16 protein-coding genes and 1 pseudogene are annotated in these 19,124 nt (G+C 71.4%); 7 read left to right on the plus strand and 10 right to left on the minus strand.

Going from position 1 to position 19,124, the window contains the following annotated elements:
* Position 1: 1 nt before the first annotated feature.
* Positions 2-1,243 carry a glycosyltransferase 87 family protein gene (locus ACIA6A_RS28655; RefSeq protein WP_396100990.1) on the minus strand — a complete coding sequence of 414 codons (1,242 nt, stop codon included), beginning with the start codon at positions 1,241-1,243 and terminating at the stop codon, positions 2-4.
* Positions 1,240-3,780 carry a putative bifunctional diguanylate cyclase/phosphodiesterase gene (locus tag ACIA6A_RS28660; protein WP_396100991.1) on the minus strand — a complete coding sequence of 847 codons (2,541 nt, stop codon included), beginning with the start codon at positions 3,778-3,780 and terminating at the stop codon, positions 1,240-1,242. The genes ACIA6A_RS28655 and ACIA6A_RS28660 overlap by 4 nt, the downstream gene beginning before the upstream one ends.
* Positions 3,781-4,332: 552 nt before the next feature.
* Here ACIA6A_RS28660 and moaC point away from each other — a divergent pair.
* Genes moaC through ACIA6A_RS28680 form a run of 4 tightly spaced genes read left to right on the plus strand, consistent with a single transcriptional unit; the run spans position 4,333 to position 6,936 of the window.
* The gene (gene moaC / locus ACIA6A_RS28665; protein ID WP_396101160.1) at positions 4,333-4,806 is read left to right on the plus strand and encodes a cyclic pyranopterin monophosphate synthase MoaC; all 474 of its coding nucleotides are present in this window, start codon (positions 4,333-4,335) and stop codon (positions 4,804-4,806) included.
* Positions 4,803-5,288 carry a molybdenum cofactor biosynthesis protein B gene (locus ACIA6A_RS28670; RefSeq protein WP_396100992.1) on the plus strand — a complete coding sequence of 162 codons (486 nt, stop codon included), beginning with the start codon at positions 4,803-4,805 and terminating at the stop codon, positions 5,286-5,288. Before moaC ends, ACIA6A_RS28670 begins: the two co-directional genes overlap by 4 nt.
* Positions 5,285-6,508 carry a molybdopterin molybdotransferase MoeA gene (locus tag ACIA6A_RS28675; RefSeq protein WP_396100993.1) on the plus strand — a complete coding sequence of 408 codons (1,224 nt, stop codon included), beginning with the start codon at positions 5,285-5,287 and terminating at the stop codon, positions 6,506-6,508. Before ACIA6A_RS28670 ends, ACIA6A_RS28675 begins: the two co-directional genes overlap by 4 nt.
* Positions 6,505-6,936: a molybdenum cofactor biosynthesis protein MoaE gene (locus ACIA6A_RS28680; RefSeq protein WP_396100994.1), complete on the plus strand. Its 432-nt coding sequence runs from the start codon at positions 6,505-6,507 to the stop codon at positions 6,934-6,936. The genes ACIA6A_RS28675 and ACIA6A_RS28680 overlap by 4 nt, the downstream gene beginning before the upstream one ends.
* Here ACIA6A_RS28680 and ACIA6A_RS28685 read toward each other — a convergent pair.
* From ACIA6A_RS28685 to ACIA6A_RS28695, 3 genes are all read right to left on the minus strand, one after another.
* Positions 6,923-8,128, minus strand: a complete 1,206-nt coding sequence (locus ACIA6A_RS28685; protein ID WP_396100995.1) for a glycosyltransferase 87 family protein — start codon at positions 8,126-8,128, stop codon at positions 6,923-6,925. The genes ACIA6A_RS28680 and ACIA6A_RS28685 overlap by 14 nt on opposite strands.
* Before the next feature lie 119 nt (positions 8,129-8,247).
* Positions 8,248-8,820, minus strand: coding sequence for a DoxX family protein (locus ACIA6A_RS28690; protein ID WP_396100996.1), 573 nt, complete (start codon positions 8,818-8,820; stop codon positions 8,248-8,250).
* A gap of 32 nt (positions 8,821-8,852) precedes the next feature.
* A complete protein-coding gene (locus tag ACIA6A_RS28695) occupies positions 8,853-9,506 on the minus strand; it encodes a hypothetical protein (RefSeq protein WP_396100997.1) in 654 nt (217 codons plus the stop codon).
* 144 nt (positions 9,507-9,650) lie between these two features.
* Here ACIA6A_RS28695 and ACIA6A_RS28700 point away from each other — a divergent pair, with 144 nt between their 5' ends.
* Positions 9,651-10,352 carry a prepilin peptidase gene (locus ACIA6A_RS28700; protein WP_396100998.1) on the plus strand — a complete coding sequence of 234 codons (702 nt, stop codon included), beginning with the start codon at positions 9,651-9,653 and terminating at the stop codon, positions 10,350-10,352.
* On the opposite strand, the gene ACIA6A_RS28705 is transcribed toward ACIA6A_RS28700, so the two are convergent.
* The 5 genes from ACIA6A_RS28705 to ACIA6A_RS28725 form a co-directional block, all read right to left on the minus strand.
* Entirely contained in the window at positions 10,349-13,522 is a 3,174-nt protein-coding gene (locus ACIA6A_RS28705) for a UvrD-helicase domain-containing protein (RefSeq protein WP_396100999.1), read from the minus strand. The genes ACIA6A_RS28700 and ACIA6A_RS28705 overlap by 4 nt on opposite strands.
* A 248-nt stretch (positions 13,523-13,770) precedes the next feature.
* Entirely contained in the window at positions 13,771-15,099 is a 1,329-nt protein-coding gene (locus ACIA6A_RS28710) for a metallophosphoesterase (RefSeq protein WP_396101000.1), read from the minus strand.
* A 23-nt stretch (positions 15,100-15,122) separates the two neighbouring features.
* Positions 15,123-15,371 (minus strand): MoaD/ThiS family protein, encoded by a 249-nt coding sequence (locus tag ACIA6A_RS28715; RefSeq protein WP_396101001.1) that lies wholly within the window; start codon positions 15,369-15,371, stop codon positions 15,123-15,125.
* Positions 15,368-16,411 carry a GTP 3',8-cyclase MoaA gene (gene moaA, locus ACIA6A_RS28720; RefSeq protein WP_396101161.1) on the minus strand — a complete coding sequence of 348 codons (1,044 nt, stop codon included), beginning with the start codon at positions 16,409-16,411 and terminating at the stop codon, positions 15,368-15,370. The genes ACIA6A_RS28715 and moaA overlap by 4 nt, the downstream gene beginning before the upstream one ends.
* A 74-nt stretch (positions 16,412-16,485) precedes the next feature.
* Complete coding sequence (locus ACIA6A_RS28725; protein ID WP_396101002.1) at positions 16,486-17,367, minus strand: fructosamine kinase family protein; 882 nt, start codon at positions 17,365-17,367, stop codon at positions 16,486-16,488.
* 56 nt (positions 17,368-17,423) lie between these two features.
* On the opposite strand from ACIA6A_RS28725, the gene ACIA6A_RS28730 reads away from it, so the two are divergent.
* A complete protein-coding gene (locus tag ACIA6A_RS28730) occupies positions 17,424-17,927 on the plus strand; it encodes a GNAT family N-acetyltransferase (RefSeq protein ID WP_396101003.1) in 504 nt (167 codons plus the stop codon).
* Positions 17,928-18,063: 136 nt separating this feature from the next.
* A pseudogene (locus ACIA6A_RS28735) lies at positions 18,064-19,047 on the plus strand (DUF4192 domain-containing protein); the annotation flags it as partial.
* Positions 19,048-19,124: the final 77 nt, after the last annotated feature.

A 19,124-nucleotide genomic window follows, 5' to 3' on the forward strand; every position in this document is an offset into this window, starting at 1 on the left:
GTCATAAATTGTAAGAGGCGGTGTCACTCCGTGGTGGCGTTGTACCTGTGGGTCTGCTGAACGTGGGGGCCGAGGTCAACGAGCCGGCCCAGACCAGCAGCGCGAGCGGGTACATCAGGTAGCCGAAACGGGTGGTCGGCATCAGGAGGATCGCGGCCAGGAGTCCGTACCCGCTGAGGTATGCCGCCGCCGCGGCCGTGCGAGGCGGACGGCGCAGGAGCCGCACCGCGATGGCCAGACCGGCCGTGACCAGCAGACCGAGCGCGAGATAGCGACCGCCCGGCACCGCCTGCGCGATCAGGTATCCGGGGAACGGTGACTGCGCGGGGCTGGTCACCACGCCGTGTCCGAGCGGGAAGCGCAGCACGTTCTCGACGAACGCGTCGCCGTCGACCAGGAACGTGGGGAGCAGGGTCAGGATCGGCAGGCCGATCGCTCCGGGCAGGAAGCGGCGCAGCCCGCCCTGGGTGATCGCCAGGATCAGCAGGACGGCCAGCACCGGGAACGCGAACAGCTTGAGCGCGGCGGCGGCCCCGATCGCCAGGCCGGCCGCGCCGAACCGGCCGGGCACGCAGAACGCGAGGGCCAGCAGGCACAGGGCGAGCACCGGCAGGTCGTCGCCGCCGGTGGCCAGTGTCAGCGCGCAGATGGGGAACACGGTCGCGACCTGCAACGGGCGGACCTGATCGCGGAGCAGACGCAGGGCCGCGATCAGCGCGCCGGCGGTGACCAGGGCGAACCAGATCCGCGCGTCGGTCCACCAGAAGTCACCGAAGGCGGCGCGCGGCAGACCGAAAACGGCCATACCCGGCTGGTACGGCGAGTAGCCCAGCAGCTGGTCCCCCGTCGGCAGCGCGGTGATCGCCTCACGGCTCAGATACGGCGTCCCGGTGTGTGCCAGCCGCTCGCCCATGTGTTCGGCGACCAGCACTTCCTCCTGGGCCCGGTCGGTGCGGCCCGCTGCCCGCTGCACCGACTGCACCACCATCGGCAGCAACGTTGTCGCCCCCCAGGCGAGCCACGTCAGCTCGCGCCGGAAGGCCGGCTTGCGCAGGAGCAGCTGGACGACGACGACCAGGAACGCGGCAAGGTAGCCCCACGTGGCGACCGCACCCCAGGCCCGGTGCGGGAGCAGCGTCGACGTGAGCGCGGTGACCAGCGCGAACACCGCGGAGAGCCCGTAGAGGGCGGCGTCGGCGGCGAGCCCACCGGCAGCCCGGTCGATGCGTTCCGGCAGCTTCACGCAGGCAAGTGTGGCAGAGCGTTTCTCGAGCGGCGCCGTTGTGGCAGGCGAACCACCGCGCCGGTCTCGTGCAGCGGCTCGGCGAGCGCGCCGGATCCACGCTGCAGGGTGGCGAGCATCCGCTCGGCGCGCATCGGCCGGGCGAACAGGTGACCCTGGCCCGCGACGCAGCCGAGTTCCCAGAGCGCGTGCCGTTGCGGCTCGCTCTCGACGCCCTCGGCCACCACGGTCAGGTGCAGGCTGCGCCCGAGGTCGACGGTCGAGCGGATCACCGCGGCGGCCTCGGACGACGTCTCGACCGCGGTGACGAACTCGCGGTCGATCTTGAGTTGGTGCACCGGGAGCCGGGAGAGCACGGTCAGCGACGAGACACCGGTGCCGAAGTCGTCGAGGGCCAGGCGGACGCCGGCGTCGCGGAGCTCGCTCAGCGTGCGGTCCACCACGTCGAGCTGGCTCAGGGTCAGTGTCTCGGCCAGTTCCAGCACGAGCCGGTCGGCCGGTACGGCGTGGGCGACGAGCCGGTCCAGCACCGCGGCCGGGAACGTCGGGTCGAGCAGGCTGCGGGGCGAGACGTTGACCGCAACCGGTAGGTCGAAGCCGGCGTCGCGCCAGCTGACGACGGCGGTCAGCGACTGTTCCAGCACGGCGTCGGCGAAGGCCGCGAGCTGTCCCGAGCGTTCGACCGTGCGCAGGAACTGCATCGGGGTGAGGTCGCCGTGCTCGGGGTGGTGCCAGCGGGCGAGGGCCTCGGCCGAGACGACGTCACCGGAGGCGAGGTCGACGATGGGCTGGAACTCGACGTAGAACTCGTGCTTGGCGACCGCGCGGGTCAGTTCCCCGCCGAGCATGAGCCGGCCGACGTCGGTGGTGTCCTGCGCGTGGGCGTACGTGGCGATGCCCTGGCCGTTGCGTTTCGCCTGGTACATCGCGACGTCGGCGCGGCGCATCAGCTCCTGCACGCCGCCGCTGCCGGGGGCCAGCGCGATGCCGCCGGCCGCCTCGACGGTGAGCTGCATGCCGTCCACCATGATCGGGGGCTCCAGACAGGACAGCATCGCGGTGGCACGGTGGCCGGCGACGGCCGGCGTGGGCAGCCCGGTGAGCAGGATCGCGAACTCGTCGCCGCCGAGCCGGGCGACGAGGTCCCCGGACTGGGCGGCGTCCTCGAGCCGGCCGGCCACCTCGCGCAGGACGTCGTCGCCGGCGGCGTGCCCGAGCGTGTCGTTGACCTCTTTGAAGTGGTTCAGGTCGATGAGCAGCATGGCGGTGATGCCGTCGGTGTGCCGGTCGGCGAAGCTGCGGTCGGCCTGCTCCAGCAGCTCACGGCGATTGGCGAGGCCGGTCAGCGGATCGTGCGCGGCCGCGTAGGCGTTCTCCGCGTTGATGCGCTTGAGCTGTGCGTACGCGCGGGCGTTGTCGATGGCGGTGGACAGCGACGAGGCGAGCGTCTGGAGTTTGTAGCGCTCGGACTCGTCGAGCTTGACCGGTTTGCGGAAGCGCAGCCGCAGCACGCCGATCGGGGTGCCGTCGCTGCCGGGGCGGTCCAGCGGCACCTCGATGGTCGAGCCCTCGTGCCGGGGGGCCTCGGCCACCGGCCCGTCGTAGGCGAGCCGTCCCGCCTCGCCGCGCACCAGCCGGGGCGGGTCGACGTCGCTGAGTTCGATCTCGGCCTGGTCGGCGGAGAAGAGTTCCGGGGTACGCCGGACCGCGGCGTGCAGCACCGCGGTGAGCTCGGTGACGTTCAGCTGGTCGGCGGTGCCCGCGAGGCGTTGCCATGCCTCCTGGTCAGCGCGCTGCCGGACCTTGTTCTTCGTGGCGAACTGCAGCGCCAGCACGGTCGGGATGGTCGCGACGACCAGCAGCGAGTCGTACTCCACCGCGATGACCACGAGCGTCGCGAGCACGATGTTGACGCCGCGGACCACGAGCGTCACGTCCCAGTGCCCACGCATCGCCCGTCGCCACGAGGCGCCGCTGAGCAGGGAGAACAGGGTCATCCCGAGGAGTTCGTCGACCGCCGCGTACGCCAGCGCCGCGCCCAGGATCGCGGCCGCCAGGTGCGGCGGGGCGGGGAGGTCGACGATGAGGTCCGCGGTGGGACCGATGCCCAGGACGGAGATGGTGAACGCGGCGGTGGTCGCCGCGACGATGTCCTTGGACGCGTTGTACGACACCTTCAGCGGATCGCGCATCATGATCCGCGAGGCCAGGGCGCCGACGGTGGTGCAGATGATCACCCAGGGCACCGGCAGCGTGGCGGCGGCGAGCAGGATGGATCCCGAGGTGGCGGCGATGCCGCGTTTCTCCGAGCGGACCCGGACCGAGACGAGCGGGCTGCTCGCGGCGGCGATGATGGTGGTCACCGCAGCGGGGAGGAAGAGCCGCTCGGCGGGCAGGGCGGGTGCGTGGCTGATCGCCCACAGGAGACAGCAGAACCCCGCAAACGCGACGAGACCGACATACAACCGGAGTTGTTTGTCGGCCTTCGCGTCGTTCACAGCGGACGCCCCATGTCTCCATGGTGCCTCGCCGCTCATACGGGCTGTCAATCCCTGATCGCCGTTCCGTGACCGGCGACCGGTGCTTCCGTCAGTGCCACTCGACCTCGCGCATGATGGCCCTCCCTTCTCGTGAATGGTTTTACGCCCTTTTCAAGGCGCTCGATCGACGAATCCTGGTCAACGCCGGCCGCGTTTCCCGTTGATGAGGCTAGGCAAGAAAGACCTATCCGCCAAGAATGATTTGTCGGTCGTTTCACGAAATGCGAGTCTTGCGCACTTCATACCGAATCCGTGACCGTTTAACAACGCTCCGGAGTTGGTCGGTGGCGCGTATTGCCCGGTTCTCGGCCGGGCCAAACGGCACGTACTGGTAGCAGGCCAAACCTGCCTTGCAATGTACGTCCGGACCGGCGCTCGCGTCGCGTCGAAAAAGCGCGCTATGGATCAGTTCACCGCGTGGAACGGATTGCCATCCGAAATGGCTACGGAAAGTGGAGGCGCGCACACTAAGCGCCATTGCCCGGCACGCCGAATATCAAGACCGACTGCGCGCTGGATACTCTGGTAGCCGTGACGAACGCAGCGAAAATGACGCATGTCGACGCCCAGGGCGCGGCCCGCATGGTCGACGTATCGGCGAAAAACGTGACGGCCCGGCGCGCCGTCGCCGCGGGACGGCTGGAGACCACCCCCGAGGTGGTCGCCCTGCTGCGCGCGGACGGCCTCCCGAAGGGCGACGCGCTCGCGGTCGCCCGGCTGGCCGGCATCATGGGCGCCAAGCGGACGCCCGACATCATCCCGCTGTGCCACCCGATCGGGCTGCACGGCGTCACCGTGGACCTGACGGTCACCGACACCGGCGTCGACATCGTGGCCACGACCAAGACCGCCGACCGCACCGGCGTCGAGATGGAAGCGCTCACCGCGGTCGCGACCGCCGGCCTCGCCCTGATCGACATGGTCAAGGCCGTCGATCCGGCGGCCAGCATCGAGGCTGTCCGGGTGCTGCGCAAAGAGGGCGGAAAGACCGGCGAGTGGGTACGCCCCGAGGACCGTCCGTGACCCGCGCGCGGGTCATCGTCGCCTCCAACCGGGCGGCGGCCGGGGTGTACAAGGACACCAGCGGCCCGCTGCTCGTGGCCGGCCTGCGGGAACTCGGCTGCGACGTCGACCCCGACCCGGTCGTGGTGCCCGACGGTGAACCGGTGGCGGGGGCGTTGCGCGCGGCCGTCGCCGACGGGATCGACGTCGTGCTGACCAGCGGCGGCACCGGGGTCACGCCGACCGACCGGACCCCCGAGGCGACCCGTCCGCTGCTCGACTTCGAGATCCCGGGCATCGCCGAGGCCGTCCGCGCGTACAGCCGGGACAAGGTGCCCGCCGCGGTGCTCTCCCGCGGCCTGGCCGGGGTCGCCGGCCGTACGCTGATCGTCAACCTGCCGGGCTCGACCGGCGGCGCCCGCGACGGCCTGGCGGTGCTGGGGCCCGTCCTTGCTCACACCGTGGCGCAGATCGCCGGTGGCGACCATAAGGTTCAAGGGTGACCGCAGAGAGTTTGCCCGTCGACTGGGACAAGGCCCGCACCCTCGCCTACGAGGCGGGCCGGGCCGCGGCGGGCCCGGCCGAGAAACTGCCCCTGAGCGCGGCGGACGGACGCACCCTCGCCGAGCCGCTCGTCACCCTGACCGACCTGCCGGCGTTCCCGACATCGAGCATCGACGGCTGGGCGGTGCGCGGTCCCGGGCCGTGGCGCCCGGTCGGCCAGGTGCTCGCCGGTGGTGTCCCGGCGCCCCTGACCGGCGCCGGCACCTGTGTGGAGATCGCCACCGGCGCGATGGTCCCGGCCGGCGCGGAGGCGCTGATCCGCGTCGAGGCGTCCACCCGGGACGCCGACGGCCTGGTCAGCGGCGCGGCCCGGGCGGAGCCCGAGTGGCGGCTGCCCGGCGACGAGGCGGTGCGCGGCGAGCAACTGCTCCCGGCCGGCACGCCGATCGACCCCGCGGTGCTCGGCATGGCGGCCACCTGCGGTTACGACACCCTTTCGGTACGTTCCGAGCCCCGCGCGGCGCTCCTCGTGTTCGGCGACGAGCTGCTGACCAGCGGTCCGCCGGGTGACGGCCGGGTCCGTGACTCGCTGAGCTCGCTGGTGCCGGCCTGGCTGCGCCGCTCGGGGGCCACGGTGGAACCCGCCGCGATCCAGGGCCCGGTCCGGGACACGCTCGAAGCGCACGTCGCCGCGATCCGCAGCGGCCTGGCCCTGGCGGACGTGGTCTGCACGACCGGCGGCACCATGCACGGTCCCGTCGACCACCTGCACCCCGCCCTGGCCGAGCTCGGCGCCGAGTACATCGTCAACACCGTCGCCGTCCGCCCCGGCTTCCCGATGCTGCTCGCCCGGGTGCCCGGCCCGGACGGCCGGCCCCGCTTCCTCGCCGGGCTCCCGGGCAACCCGCAGTCCGCGGTCATCGCCCTGGTCTCGCTGGTCGCGCCGCTGCTCGCCGGTCTGCGGGGCCGGGAGCTGCCGGCGCTGCCCCCGGTCGAGGTGACCGCACCGGTGCCGGGCCGGGGCGACTTCACCCACCTCGCGCTGGCCGGGCTCGACCCGGCCGGCCGGGCCACCGCGGTCGATCATGCCGGGTCGTCGATGCTGCGCGGCCTCGCCAACTCCCACGGGTTCGTCGTCGTGCGCCCCGGCACCCGGGCCGACGCCGGCGACACCGTGCCCTTCCTGCCCCTCCCGCTGTATCCCGGAGAGCGTCCATGACCAGCACGGACCTGATTCGCATCGCCGAGGTCGGCGACGTCGCCCTGGACCTGGCAGCACACGAGAAGGCGGTCGCCGACCCCCGGGCCGGCGCGGTGGTGTCGTTCCAGGGTGTCGTCCGCGACCACGACGGCGGCCGGAGCGTGACGGCCCTGGAGTACGAAGGCCATCCGAGCGCCGCGGCGGTGCTGCGCGAGGTCGCGGCGGAGATCGCGGCCGACCCGGACGTGTACGCGGTCGCGATCTCGCACCGCGTCGGCGCGCTGCGGATCGGTGACGTGGCCCTGGTCGCGGCGGTGAGCACGGCCCACCGCGCGGCGGCGTTCGCGGCCTGCGCCCGGCTGGTCGACGAGGCCAAGGCGCGGCTGCCGATCTGGAAGCACCAGGTCTTCACCGACGGCACCGACGAGTGGGTCAACTGCCCCTGATCCGTGGCGGCGGTTGCCGCCAGGGCAGCGTGTTGACCAGCAGGATCAGCGCCAGGGCATAGGAGTTCACCGCGAACTGGTCCGACAGGCTCCACATCGGAGCGAGCACGAACAGCAGGTAGGTGCCGATCCCGGCTACCGCGGTCGCGGTGCCCGGGCGGCTCGGCCGGCGCGCCGCGGGATGCCGGGGCGCGGTCCGGTACCCGGCCGCGACGTCGGCGAGCACGAGCAGCGCGGGCAGCACCCACAACAGCTCGTGTGTGCCGCTGATCGGCCCGGCGATCGCCGCGGACAACCCGGCCAGCGAGAACGCCGCGACCTCGTCGCCGTCGGCGTGGGCGGCCCGGGCCCGGATCATCGCGACCGCGGTGATCAGCAGCGCGAACGACAGCCACAGCAGCACCGGGGTGGTGGTCGCGTCGTACAGCCGGGCGAGCACCCCGGCCAGCGACTGGTTGCCGGTCGCCTCGATCGGCCCGGACCGGTCGATCCGCCACAGCACGTCACCGAACCAGGCCGCACTCTCGTGCGGGCTGATCGCGAATGGCACCAGCGCGGTCGCGACGGCGGTCCCGGTGGCGATCAGCGCGGCCCTTCGCTGCCGGCTCACCAGCAGGTAGACGATGAAGAAGGCCGAGCTCACGGTCAACGCCGCGGCCAGCCCGATCCCGACGCCGGCCCATCGCGGCCACCGGGCGACGGGCCCGGCACGGGCCGGCGCGGGGGTGGACGGCCCGGCCGGATGGATCCGGCGCAGGGCGACAAGGTCGGCGGTGACCAGGCCGAACGCCAGCAGGTCGAGGGTGCCCAGGCCGATGGTCGCGCGGATCGGCTCCATGGTCAGCGCCAGCGCGGCGGCCGCGAGCACCACCGGCCACGGGCGCCGGCCGTACCGGCGGGCGATCGGGCCGGCCAGGGCGATCAGGGACAGCGTCAGCGCGGCCACCCCGGCCAGCGCCACCAGCCAGCCCGCGACCATCACCGGCAGGAACGCGGCCGGGGCCATGAACAGCGCCGCGGCCGGGGACAGCGCGGTGCCGAGGTGCGTGCCCGGTTCCCGGTACGCGTACAGGCCGTCGCCGTGCAGCCAGCTCAGGACGGCTCCGCGGTCGCGGGCGAGCGTGCTGAACCCGTACCGCTGGGCGATCGTGGTGATCGCGGCCAGCAACCCGACGCACGCGAGAGTGACCACGACGGATCGGTGGGTCGTCGGGCGTGCCGATGTCCGCGTCGCGGGCATGCCCGACCTCCCACAGCTAGCGCGTCTGGGCCTCCGTCCCGCTTAACGCCTTAACCGCGGTTTGGTGATCTCTAAAAGATCTTTCGGGCGGCCGACGCGGAGCGGGTGGCGATCTTGGCCTCCCGGCGGGCGGTACGGACGGCGCGGCGGGCCGACCGCTGCGAACGCTCCACCGCGCGGCTGACTCCGCGCTGCGAACGGTCGATCGCGTGACTGGTCCGGTATCCGAGGCCGGGCCGGCCCTCGGTGTCGACCGCGGCCAGCAGCAGACCACCGAGCAGGCCGAGGTTCTTCAGGAACTGGGTCTGGTGCTGCTGGCGCTCCTCGCGCGGCCCGGACCAGAACGGGTGACCCGCGATCGTGGTCGGCACCAGACCGGCCGCGAGCACCACCGCCGCGGGCCGGGTGAACCGCCCGGTGGCCAGCAGGAGCCCGGCGGCGACGTCGGCACCGCCCTTGATCTGGACCAGGGTGCGGGCATCGCTGGGCAGACGTGGGTCGACCCGCTCGATCAGCGGACCGGCCTTGTCGGTGACCCGCCTCGCGGTGGGGACCTTGGCGTCGGGATTGATCACGGTGCGGACTCCGCTGACCACGAAGATCGCTCCGAGCATGGCACGGGCGGCGGCGCGTACGGGCTTCATGAACCTGTTATACCCATTCCGGGGATCCCGGATCAGTTGTTGCCGTACTCGCGCAGGCACAGCACGAAATCGAGGCTGTCCAGCTCGCTGTCGTAGAAGTACCACTTCGTGTAGTTCGCCACCTTGCTGCACTTTCCCTCGGCGTCCGCCTCGCCGGTCGTGCGGCCGTCCACCCGCTTGAGCACCTCGTACGTGCCGTCGGTGCACTCCACGACCGTCAGCTGCGGGCTGTCGTCGGCGTGCCCCTCGTTGCGCACGCACTGGCCCTTACTGACGAACCGGGCATCCTGGCTCGGCTGCGTCTCCGGCGCGGCCACGTCCTGGGTCGCGGTGGACGAAGGCGCCGGCACCCCGGCCCGCTCGCCCGCCGCGGAATCCGGCTGGCGCACCAGCCAGGCCGTCGTGCCCAGTCCGCCACAGATCAGCAGGACCAGCACGACCACGATCGCGACGATGGGCCCGTTCGTGCGCTTGCGGACCGGCGGCTCGGGCGGGTGCTGCCAGACCGGGGGCGGCGTGTTGAGCGGGGCCGCCGTGTATGGATCCTGGGCGTAGCCGGGCGGGACCGAGACCGGCTGGCCACCCCACGCATCGTCGGAGACGTGCGTGCCCGCGGCGTCACCCCAGGGATCGGCGGGGGCCGAATACGGCTCGCCGGTCGACCAGCCCTGGCCGTTCTGCGACATCGGGATTCCTCCAGGCGGGGTTTCGCTGTAGGCCACCGTACCGGGCACCCGGGACGCTGAGGTGCCCGGAATCGCGGCGATCGCCGTCCGGTGTCGGTAACAAGACGCGCGACATACCCCTTTCCGGGGATACCGTCGCTGCACATGTCCCTCCCTCTGATCCTCGGCGCGGCGATGTTCGGCGGCGCCGGTGCCACCTTCGTCCCCCGCGTCGCGGACCGCCTGGCGGTGCCCCGCGGCACCCCGGCCCGGATCACCTGCGCTCACTGCGACACCCCCACCCCCGATTGGGTACGCGCGGGAGGTGCCTGCCGATGCCGTCCGGCACCCATGTGGACAGCCGGGGCCGGTGCCCTGGCCGCGGGCCTGCTCAGCTGGGGTCTCGGCGCTTCCCCGGCGCTGCTCGTCCTACTCCCGGCACTGCTGCTCGGGGTCCTGCTGGCCGCTGTCGACGTGCGCTGCCACCGCCTGCCCGACCCGCTCGTCGGGGCGCTGGCACTCGGCACGGTGCTGCCGCTCGGCGCCGGGGCGGTGCTCGCCGGGGATCCCGGCCGGGCGGGACGGGCTCTGCTGGCGGCGGGACTGTGCGGGACGGCGTACCTGCTCATCGCGATCCTGCCCGGCCACGGCCTGGGCCTGGGCGACGTGAAGCTCGCCACCGTCCTGGGTTTTGTGCTCGGGTTCGCCGGCTGGCCGGCGGTCGTCGCCGGGCTGGTCGTCCCGCACCTGATCAACGGGCCGGTCGCCGTGGTGCTGCTGCTGACCGGGCGGGCCCGGCGGCACACCGCGGTGCCGCTCGGACCCTCCCTGCTGGCCGGTGCGCTCGCCGGACTGCTGCTCGCCTAGAGAAGGCGCAGCTGGCGGTCCTTCGGGCGGCTCGGGACGGTGTTGCCCATCCGCTCGAACAGGCCGGCGTCGATCGCGTCGAGGAACGGGCTCGGGTGCTGCTCGCGCTCGCTGCCATGCCGGAACCGCCGGGCCGAATGCGTGACGTACAGCCGGTCCTGGGCCCGGGTCAGCCCCACGAAGAACAGCCGTCGTTCCTCGGCCACCTCGTCGTCGGACGGCGTGCCACCGGGCCAGCGCAGCGGCAACAGGCCGTCCTCGCACCCGACCAGGAACACGATCGGGAACTCCAGGCCCTTCGCCGCGTGCAGCGTCAGCAGGTTGACCGCCTCGGCCCGCGGGTCCAGCGCGTCCACCTCGGCGCCCGTCGCGATCTCCTGCAGGAAGACCGCCGGGTCGTCGCCGATCCGCCGGGCCAGCGGCATCAGCAGGTCAGCCGCGGCCCAGATGTCCTCCGGGGCCAGCTGCTCGGCGTCCAGCGTCGGTGCGGCGTACCGCTGGGCCAGGACCTGCGCGGCCTGCTTGACCCGCGTCGCCAGCGGGCCGGACGTCTTGTCCGCGTGCCGCAGCTCGCGGGCGATGACCTGCACCCCGGGACGGTCCCGCAGGCGGTTGTGCGACCGCTTCTGCACGGGTACGCCGGCCCGGCTGAGCGCGTCCACCACGGCTTGCGACTGCGCGTCGGTGCGATACAGCACCGCGATGTCCGAGAAGGACAGCGTGCCCGGGGCCACCGCCCGGGAATCGATGCGTCCCGAGTCGAGCGACCGGTGCGACAACCCGCCGACCAGCTCGTCGACGGTGCGCACCACGAAATCGGCCTCGTCCGCCGCGCTGCCCGCGAAATAGCGCCCGACCAGCGGCGACTCCGGGTTCACCCGGGCCGGGTCCAGCCGGCGGCCGCTGACCAGCGACGTCGGGGCGATCGCCTGCACGGCCGCGGCCAGGATCGGCGCGGACGACCGGTAGTTGCGGGTCAGCCGGACCAGCCGCGCGTTCTCGAAGTCCTGGTTGAAGCGCAGGAAGTAGCCGACGTCCGCACCCCGGAACGAATAGATCGCCTGGTCCGGGTCACCGATCGCGCAGAGGTTCCCGTCCGCGGGGCTGAGCAGGCGCAACAGCTCGTACTGGGTGTCGTCGACGTCCTGGTACTCGTCCACGAAGATCCACTGCCACTGCTTGCGGTACTTGTCGACCAGCGCCGGGTCGTCGCGCAGCAACGCCACCGGCATGGTCAGCAGATCGTCCAGGTCGACAAGGTCCTGCTGGCGGAGAAGCTTGAGATAGCCGGCGTCGTCGTCCCCGGCCTGCTCCCGCGCGGCGGCCCGCTCGGCGTCGTCGGCGATCCGCCACCCGGCACCCAGCCCGGCCGCCTTCGCGTTCTCCTTCAGGATCCGCAGGCCGATCGAGTGGAACGTGCCCACGGTCAGGTCCTGCACGGTGTCGCCCATCAGCGACGCCAGCCGGTCCCGCATCTCCTCGGCGGCCCGCCGGGTGAACGTGATGGCCAGACAGCGGTGCGGGAAGACGTTCATCTCGGCGCACAGGTACGCGATGCGGTGCGTCAGCGTGCGCGTCTTGCCGGTGCCCGGCCCCGCGACGATCAGCAGCGGCCCACCCGGCGCGGATGCGGCCACCCGCTGCATCGCGTCGAGCCGGTCGAGCAACCCGGTGCCGACCTCTTCCATCCCGGTCAGCGTCGGCTCGAACGGCTCGTGCGGCGACGCGGGCTGCTGGATCGGCGGGGCGGGCGCCTTACGTTTCGCCGGCTCCTTGGCCTTGGCGGGAGCTTTCGGCACGGTCGCACGGCCGACCGCCGGTTCCGCCTTGCGTTGCTGAGGCACCGGGATCATGTCGAACAGTGTCTCCGACTGCGGAGCACTCTGCGCGTTACGGATCTCACCCGGCTCGAACACGGTGATGACGCCATACTCACCGTCGAAGCCGGGCACCCGCCGCACCGCACCGCGCCGCAGCCGGGTGATCGCCTCTTTCAGGTTCTCGCCACCGTGCTGACCGATGTCGTCCAGCGGGACCTTGCGCAGGATGTCCAGCTCCGAACCGAGCGCCGAGACCAGCGTCTTGAGCTGCCCGTCCACGGTCTTCGACTTCGGCCCGACCCCGTTGATCTCACCCAGGATCTCGGCCAGCTGGATCAGGTGCTCGACGGTCTCCTTGCGTTCCCCGCCGTTCGTCCGGTCAGCCAGATCCTCGACCCGGCTCAGCACGCCCACGGTCAGCGGCTTGCCGCACTCGGGGCAGCGCCCGCCGGCCTGCCGGGTCCGCTCGGGCTCCCAGCTCACCCCGCACACCCGGTGCCCGTCGGCGTGATACTTGCCCTCTTCCGGGAAGAACTCGATCGTGCCGGCGAGCGTCTCACCGTTCTTGATCGCGAAGTAGTCCGGCGTCCCGGTGAAGAGGGTGGCCTCCCGGGCCAGCGCGGCCGGCGAGTGGGCGTCGGAGTTCGAGACCAGCCGGTATCGGTCGAGGCTCGAGACCCGCCAGTTCATCTCCGGATCGGAGGAAAGGCCGGTCTCCACCGCGGTGATGTGCCCGGCCAGGTCGGCGTAGCAGTCGGCGATCGCGTCGAACCCGGACTTCGAGCCCAGCGCCGAGAACCACGGCGTCCAGATGTGCGCGGGCACGAGGTAACCGTCGGGGCTGGCCTCCAGCACGATCTCCAGCAGATCGCGCGAGTCCAGGCCGAGGATGGGCCGCCCGTCGGCGGTCAGGTTCCCGATCCGGCCGAGCGCGGTGTTGAACCGGGCGGCCGCCTCGAAATCGGGGAGATAGACGAGGTGGTGCACTTTACGCGTACGGTCATCGCGCTTGTAGATCGTGGAGATCTCGACGCTCAGCATGAACCGGGCGGCATCCGCGGCCTGCAGCGAACCGGGCAGCCGCTTGGTGACGTCGGCTTCCGCGTCGGCGCTGAGCCGGTAAAGCCCGGGCTCGTCGGCGGGCCGCAGACTCTCCCGCAGGTGGTCGAACCATGCCGGATGGGTGAAATCGCCGGTCCCGAGCACCGTGATGCCCTTACGGCGGGCCCACCAGGCCAGATTGGGGAGGGTGAGGTCGCGGCTGCAGGCACGGGAATACCGGGAGTGGATGTGCAGATCCGCGACGTACGTGTCCGCGGCAACCGAGGACCCTGCGCTGTCCGAGGGCACGCTGCATCCTGTCACGAGCGCGCCACAGCCTCGAAGCCGCCACGCGCGAAGTGACATAACCGATCCACGATTGAATCCCGTGGAGGTAACGCCCGTGGCTCAGCCCAATCCACCAAGATTCACTTCCAAGAGGTAATTTCCCTGCCCACCGGACACCACCCACGACCACACCGGGCCGCCCCCAGCCTGCCATCCCCGCCCACCCGCACCGGCCCGGGCCCCAGGCGCGGCCGGGCGTCGCTGTTTCGTTACGGCGCCCGCAGCTCGATGACGCTGACCTGCGGAGGAGCCCCCACCCGAACCGGCGGCCCCCAGAACCCGGCACCGTTGGTCACGTAGACCGGCATCCCGTCGACCGCGCCGAGCCCGCTGACCACCGGCTGTTCCAGCTTGACCAGCAGGTTGAACGGGGCCATCTGCCCACCGTGGGTGTGCCCGGAGACCTGCAGATCGACGCCGTAGGGGGCGGCCTGAACGGCGGCCAGCGGTTGGTGAGCCATCAGCACCACCGGCCGGGCGGTGTCCCGGTCACCGAGCGCCCGGGCAAAATCGGGGGCGTCGCCGTGATCGGCCCCGCCCAGGTCGTTGACCCCGGCCAGATCAAGCCCGTCCAGTTCCAGCCGCTCATTGCGCAACGGCCGCATCCCGAGCCGGGCGACTTCCTCGACCCACTCCTGATACCCGGAGTAGTACTCGTGGTTCCCGGTGACGAAGTACGCCCCCTGCCGCGACTGGATCCCCCGCAGCGGAGCGGCGAACTTCCCCAGCTCGGCCACGCTCCCGTCGACCAGATCCCCGACCACGCAGACAATGTCGGCGTTGACCGAGTTGATGACCTCGACGATGCGCTCGGCATGCCGCATCCCGGTCAGCGGCCCCAGGTGAATGTCGGAGACCACCGCGAGCCGGGTCCCGTCCATCGCCCGGGGCAGCTTGGCCATCGGCAACTGCACCCGATCGATCCGAGGCCCCCCGAGCGCGGTCTGCACGCCGTAGCCGGTGATCCCCGCGGCGGTGAGCCCGGCGAAGATCGCAGCCCCCCGAGCAAGCAGAAGTCGCCGATCGACCCCCCGCCCCGGCTCCCCGCCCCCATCGCCGGCCGCGCGATCGTGGTTGTCAGTGCCGGCTTGGCCATCAACACCGGCTTGGTCATCAACACCGCCTTGGCCGTCAGCGCTGACCTGGTCGGTCGACCGGATGGGCGTTTCCGTCGCGGCCACGTCAGCTGTCGAACTCAGTGCCACGACTGGTGCCGTCTCCCGGCCCTCTCGCGTCTCAGTCAAGGGCTGGGCCTCGGCTTTGGCGCGGTGGCGTAGCCAGAGGTTGGCGGCCAGCCGTGGGATCTCCAGCACCGCGAGCGTCACCAGCAGGTAGAACATGAGCGCGAGCCACATGTATCCCGGCCAGGCCAGCCACTTCAGGTGGCCCGCCCGGACGCCGATGAGGGTGACCGGGACGAGGACGGCCAGGACGATGACGAGGGTGCCACCCGCGCGGCGCGCCCAGACGTTGCGGAGCGTGTCGTGGACCAGACGCTTCCACAGGTACAGATGGATCAGGGTGAGCACGACAATCATGAGTCCGGCGAACCCGAGCAAGCTCAACCCCCAGCGAACGGCGGCAGGACGTCGACTGTCGCCCCGGCGGGCAGTGCCGCGCGACGATCATGGCAGGCGAGGCCGTCCACCAGGAAACTAGCGGCCTTGAGGACCACGGCGAGCCGTTCGCCGTGGCGTTCGGTCAGCGTGTCCGTCAGGTCGTCCAGCGAACCGGCGGAGATCGATTCCTCCCGTACGCCGGCAGCCGCGCGTGCTCCCGCGAAGTAGCGCACCTGAACCATCGGACTCATCCCCCGATCGCGGACATGGGGCGGTCCGGCTGGAGGAATGACGGATCGTCGATGCCGTGGCCGGCCTTCTTGCCCAGCATCGCCGCCCGCCAGGCGTCGGCGAGCTCGGTGTCGGAGGAGCCGTCCCGCATCAATCCGCGGAGGTCGGTCTCACCGGTGGCGAACAGGCAGTTGCGCACCTGTCCGTCCGCGGTCAGCCGGGTCCGGTCGCAGTCCCCGCAGAACGGCCTGGTCACGCTGCCGATCACGCCCACCCGGGCCGGCTGGTCGGCGGCGTCGCGATAACCCGGCACGAGCCACGTCTCGGCCGGCGCTGTTCCACGTGAAACATTGTCGGGAACCAGCCCAAAGGGCGCCAAAGAAGCAAGAATCGCATCGGCGGTGACCATCTCCTGCCGGTCCCACTGATGCTGGGCGTCCAGTGGCATCTGCTCGATGAAGCGCAATTGATACCCATGGTCGAGCGCGAACTGGAGCAGTGCCGGCGCCTCGCCGTCGTTGATCCCCCGCATGAGCACGGTATTGATCTTCACCGGGGTCAGCCCCGCCTCGGCCGCGCCGGCCAGGCCTTTGAGAACGTCAGCGTGCCGGTCGCGATGCGTGAGCTCCTTGAAGCGCGTCGGCGACAACGTGTCGAGGGAGACGTTGACCCGGTCGAGGCCGGCCTCGCGCAGGGGCCCGGCGAGCCGCTCCAGCCCGATGCCGTTCGTCGTGATCGACATCCTGGGCCGGGGGCGCAGCGCCGCGGCACCGGCCACGATGCCCAGCAGGCCGCGGCGGATCATCGGCTCACCACCGGTGAACCGGATCTGGGTCACGCCGAGCAGCTCGACGGCGACCCGGATCAGCCGCCCCACCTCGTCGTCGGTGAGCTGCTGCTCGCGCGGCATCCAGGCCAGACCCTCTTCGGGCATGCAGTAGGTGCAGCGAAGATTGCATCGATCGGTCAGGGACACCCGGAGGTCGGTCGCCACCCGGCCGAAGCGGTCAGCCAGCACTCCGCCACCACGGACGGATCCTCGTGGCGGCACGACGGGCAGGGCAAGCTCAGTCACTGATCGAACGTAGCGCTTGATTCGTCCGATTGCCGTTATGCAAACCACTGCTTGGACGTTCAAGCCCGCAGCGCCGCCTCCGCGGTAGCTCGCACGGCGCCGCGATATGTCTCGCCGAAAGCCGCCGTATGCACCAGCAGCAGGTGCAACTGGTGCAGGGGCACCCGTGCCCGCCATCCCTCGCTCAGCGGCGACACCTCCTGATACGCCGAGACGATGCGTTCCAGATGGGGCGCCCCACCGAACAGCGCGAGCTGGGCCAGATCCGTTTCGCGATGTCCGCCGTGCGCCGCCGGGTCCACCAGCCATCCCCGCTGGTCGGATCCCCACAGCACGTTGCCCGGCCACAGGTCGCCGTGGACCCTCGAGGGCGGTTCCTCCCCGCCGCACGAGCCGATCCGGTCGATGACCCCCTCGACAACCGTGACGTCGGCCGACGAGAGCGCACCGCGGTCGGCCGAGATCTCCAGGTACGGCCGCAGCCGCCGCTCGGCGAACCACTCGCTCCATGGCCCGGTGGCAGGCGTGTTGTCCTGCGTCAGCGGCCCGATGAAGCCCGTCCAGGGCGCCCCGAAGCTCCCCGCTCCGGCCCGGTGCATGCCCGCCAGCTCCCGGCCGAAGCGCTCCGCGGCACCCGGCGTCGGCGGGCCGGCCTCGATCCATTCGAGCGCGAGAATCCCGGCCAGCGCCACGAATACCTCCGGAACGGGCACCTCGCCGGCCTCGCGAAGCCAATTCAGCCCCGCCGCCTCGGTGGCGAAGAATTGCTCCGGAGCCTCGCCCGAGGGCCAGGTCTTCGCGAAGACCGACGAGCCGTCTTCCAAGGTCAAGCGGGTCGCCGTGCATACGTCACCCCCGCCCACCGGTGTTTCCCGAATCCGTTGATGAGTGAGAAATGTCGGGAGATGCTCCGGGTGCGCGCGCAGATATGCCAGATCCACCGCCTTATCTTCCACTTCGGGTTACGGCGTGCCCGGATCGGAGTCAAAATGTCGGCATGACACCTGTCGCGGTGCGTTCGTACCGGCCGAGCGACCACAGCGCCGGCCGCCGCCTGTGGTCCGAGCTGACCTCGGAACACAACAGCATGTACGGGGATCCGTCCGACGACGGCGGCGCGGGTTTCGAGGAATACCTGACCCGGCTCGATCTTGGTGGGCTCTGGGTGGCCGACCACGCGGACGACGGCGTCGTCGGCCTGGTCGGGCTGATCATCCGTGGCCGCGCGGGCGAGGTGGAGCCGGTGGTCGTCACGGCGACCCATCGCCACAAGGGCGTGGGTCGCAAGCTGCTGCGCCATGTGGCTCAGGAAGCCAAGAAGCGCAGCATGCTGTCGCTGACGATCTCGCCCGCGTCGCGCAATGTCGAGGCGATCCGCAGCCTGCACGCGGCCGGATATGACGTGGTGTCGTCCATCGAGCTGACGATGCATCTTGATCATCAGACGCAGGAGTGGCAGCAGGACGGGCTGGAGTTGCACGCGCTTCAATTCCGCTCCTGACCTCGGGGCCGGCTGGGTCCTGGAAGCCTGGCACGGCCGGCGCCGGGTGCCGTGAGTTATCCACAATCCGGCTCTGTCCACAGGGCGCGGAACATCGGGATGCGGACGCCGCCCCGGTTGGTCCACGCTGCCCGGCATGTCGAAGCCGTACATCTCCGAACTGCTCGCCGGACTGCCCTACGCCCTCGGGTTCCACCCCGAGGACAGCCTGGTCGTCGTGGCATTGCCCGGACCCGGCGAGGCGTTCGTCGTCCGTACCGATCTTCCGGAGCTTGACGCCCCGGCCGCGGAGGCCAGGGACTGGGCCGAGTTACTGGTGACGGGTGTCCTGGGGCAGAGACCCGCGGCGGCGATCCTCGTCGGATACGGCCCCGGAACCCGGGTGACACCGGCTGTCCGGCGTGCGTCCCGGGCGCTGAGCGCGGCCGGTGTGCTGATCGAGGACGAGCTGCGCGTCACGGAGGGGCGCTACTGGTCCTACCGGTGCCAGGAGCTGCGGTGTTGTTCCGCGGAGGGCCATCCCTACCCGCCGGCGGACAGCCTGGCGGCGGCCGAGGCGACCTTCGCGGGGGCGGTCGCGTTGCCGCGCAGGAAGGACCTGGAGGCACAGGTGGCTCCGGTGACAGGCAGCGAGCGGCAGGCGATGAACCGGGCCGGCGTCGGCGCCACGGCACGACTGCTCGAGCTGTACAGCAAGGCGGCGGGTCTGCCGGACGCGGTTGAGGTGAGCCCGCCGGTGACAGCGGAACAGACCCGCATTTTCAACCGGGTGCTCCTCAGGATCGGGAGGAAAGCGGTACGCGCCGCTGAGCACCGTTATCGCACCGGTGGCCGGCTGGCCGACGAGGAGGTGGCGTGGCTGGCCCTCGCTCTCCAGGACATCCGCGTCCGCGATTACGCCTGGCTCCGTACGGGGGCCGATGACTGGCAGGTGTCCTTCTGGTTGGACCTGGTGCGGCGGTGCGATCCGGCTCAGGCCGCGGCCCCGGCCGCGATGCTCGGCTTCGTCGCGTGGCGAGCGGGTCAGGGCGCGCTCGCGAACATCGCGGTCGACCGGGCGCGCGATGCCGACGAGGACAACCAGATGGCGCAGTTGGTGGGCCGGATCCTGCTGAACGCGGTCCCGCCCGAGGCGGTCGCCGGCTGGCCCGCCGTCCCGGGGCTGCGGGACTACCTGCGATTCGATCCGGATCGGGA

The organism is Actinoplanes sp. NPDC051494 (assembly GCF_044454705.1).
Lineage (GTDB): Bacteria > Actinomycetota > Actinomycetes > Mycobacteriales > Micromonosporaceae > Actinoplanes.

Excerpts from the sequence above, each read along its gene's own strand:
- ACIA6A_RS28660 (WP_396100991.1), bottom strand. The coding sequence starts at position 3,780 with ATGAGCGGCGAGGCACCATGGAGACATGGGGCGTCCGCTGTGAACGAC.
- moaC (WP_396101160.1), top strand. The coding sequence starts at position 4,333 with ATGACGCATGTCGACGCCCAGGGCGCGGCCCGCATGGTCGACGTATCG.
- ACIA6A_RS28680 (WP_396100994.1), top strand. The coding sequence starts at position 6,505 with ATGACCAGCACGGACCTGATTCGCATCGCCGAGGTCGGCGACGTCGCC.
- ACIA6A_RS28690 (WP_396100996.1), bottom strand. The coding sequence starts at position 8,820 with ATGAAGCCCGTACGCGCCGCCGCCCGTGCCATGCTCGGAGCGATCTTC.
- ACIA6A_RS28695 (WP_396100997.1), bottom strand. The coding sequence starts at position 9,506 with ATGTCGCAGAACGGCCAGGGCTGGTCGACCGGCGAGCCGTATTCGGCC.
- ACIA6A_RS28700 (WP_396100998.1), top strand. The coding sequence starts at position 9,651 with ATGTCCCTCCCTCTGATCCTCGGCGCGGCGATGTTCGGCGGCGCCGGT.
- ACIA6A_RS28710 (WP_396101000.1), bottom strand. The coding sequence starts at position 15,099 with ATGATTGTCGTGCTCACCCTGATCCATCTGTACCTGTGGAAGCGTCTG.
- ACIA6A_RS28715 (WP_396101001.1), bottom strand. The coding sequence starts at position 15,371 with ATGAGTCCGATGGTTCAGGTGCGCTACTTCGCGGGAGCACGCGCGGCT.
- ACIA6A_RS28730 (WP_396101003.1), top strand. The coding sequence starts at position 17,424 with ATGACACCTGTCGCGGTGCGTTCGTACCGGCCGAGCGACCACAGCGCC.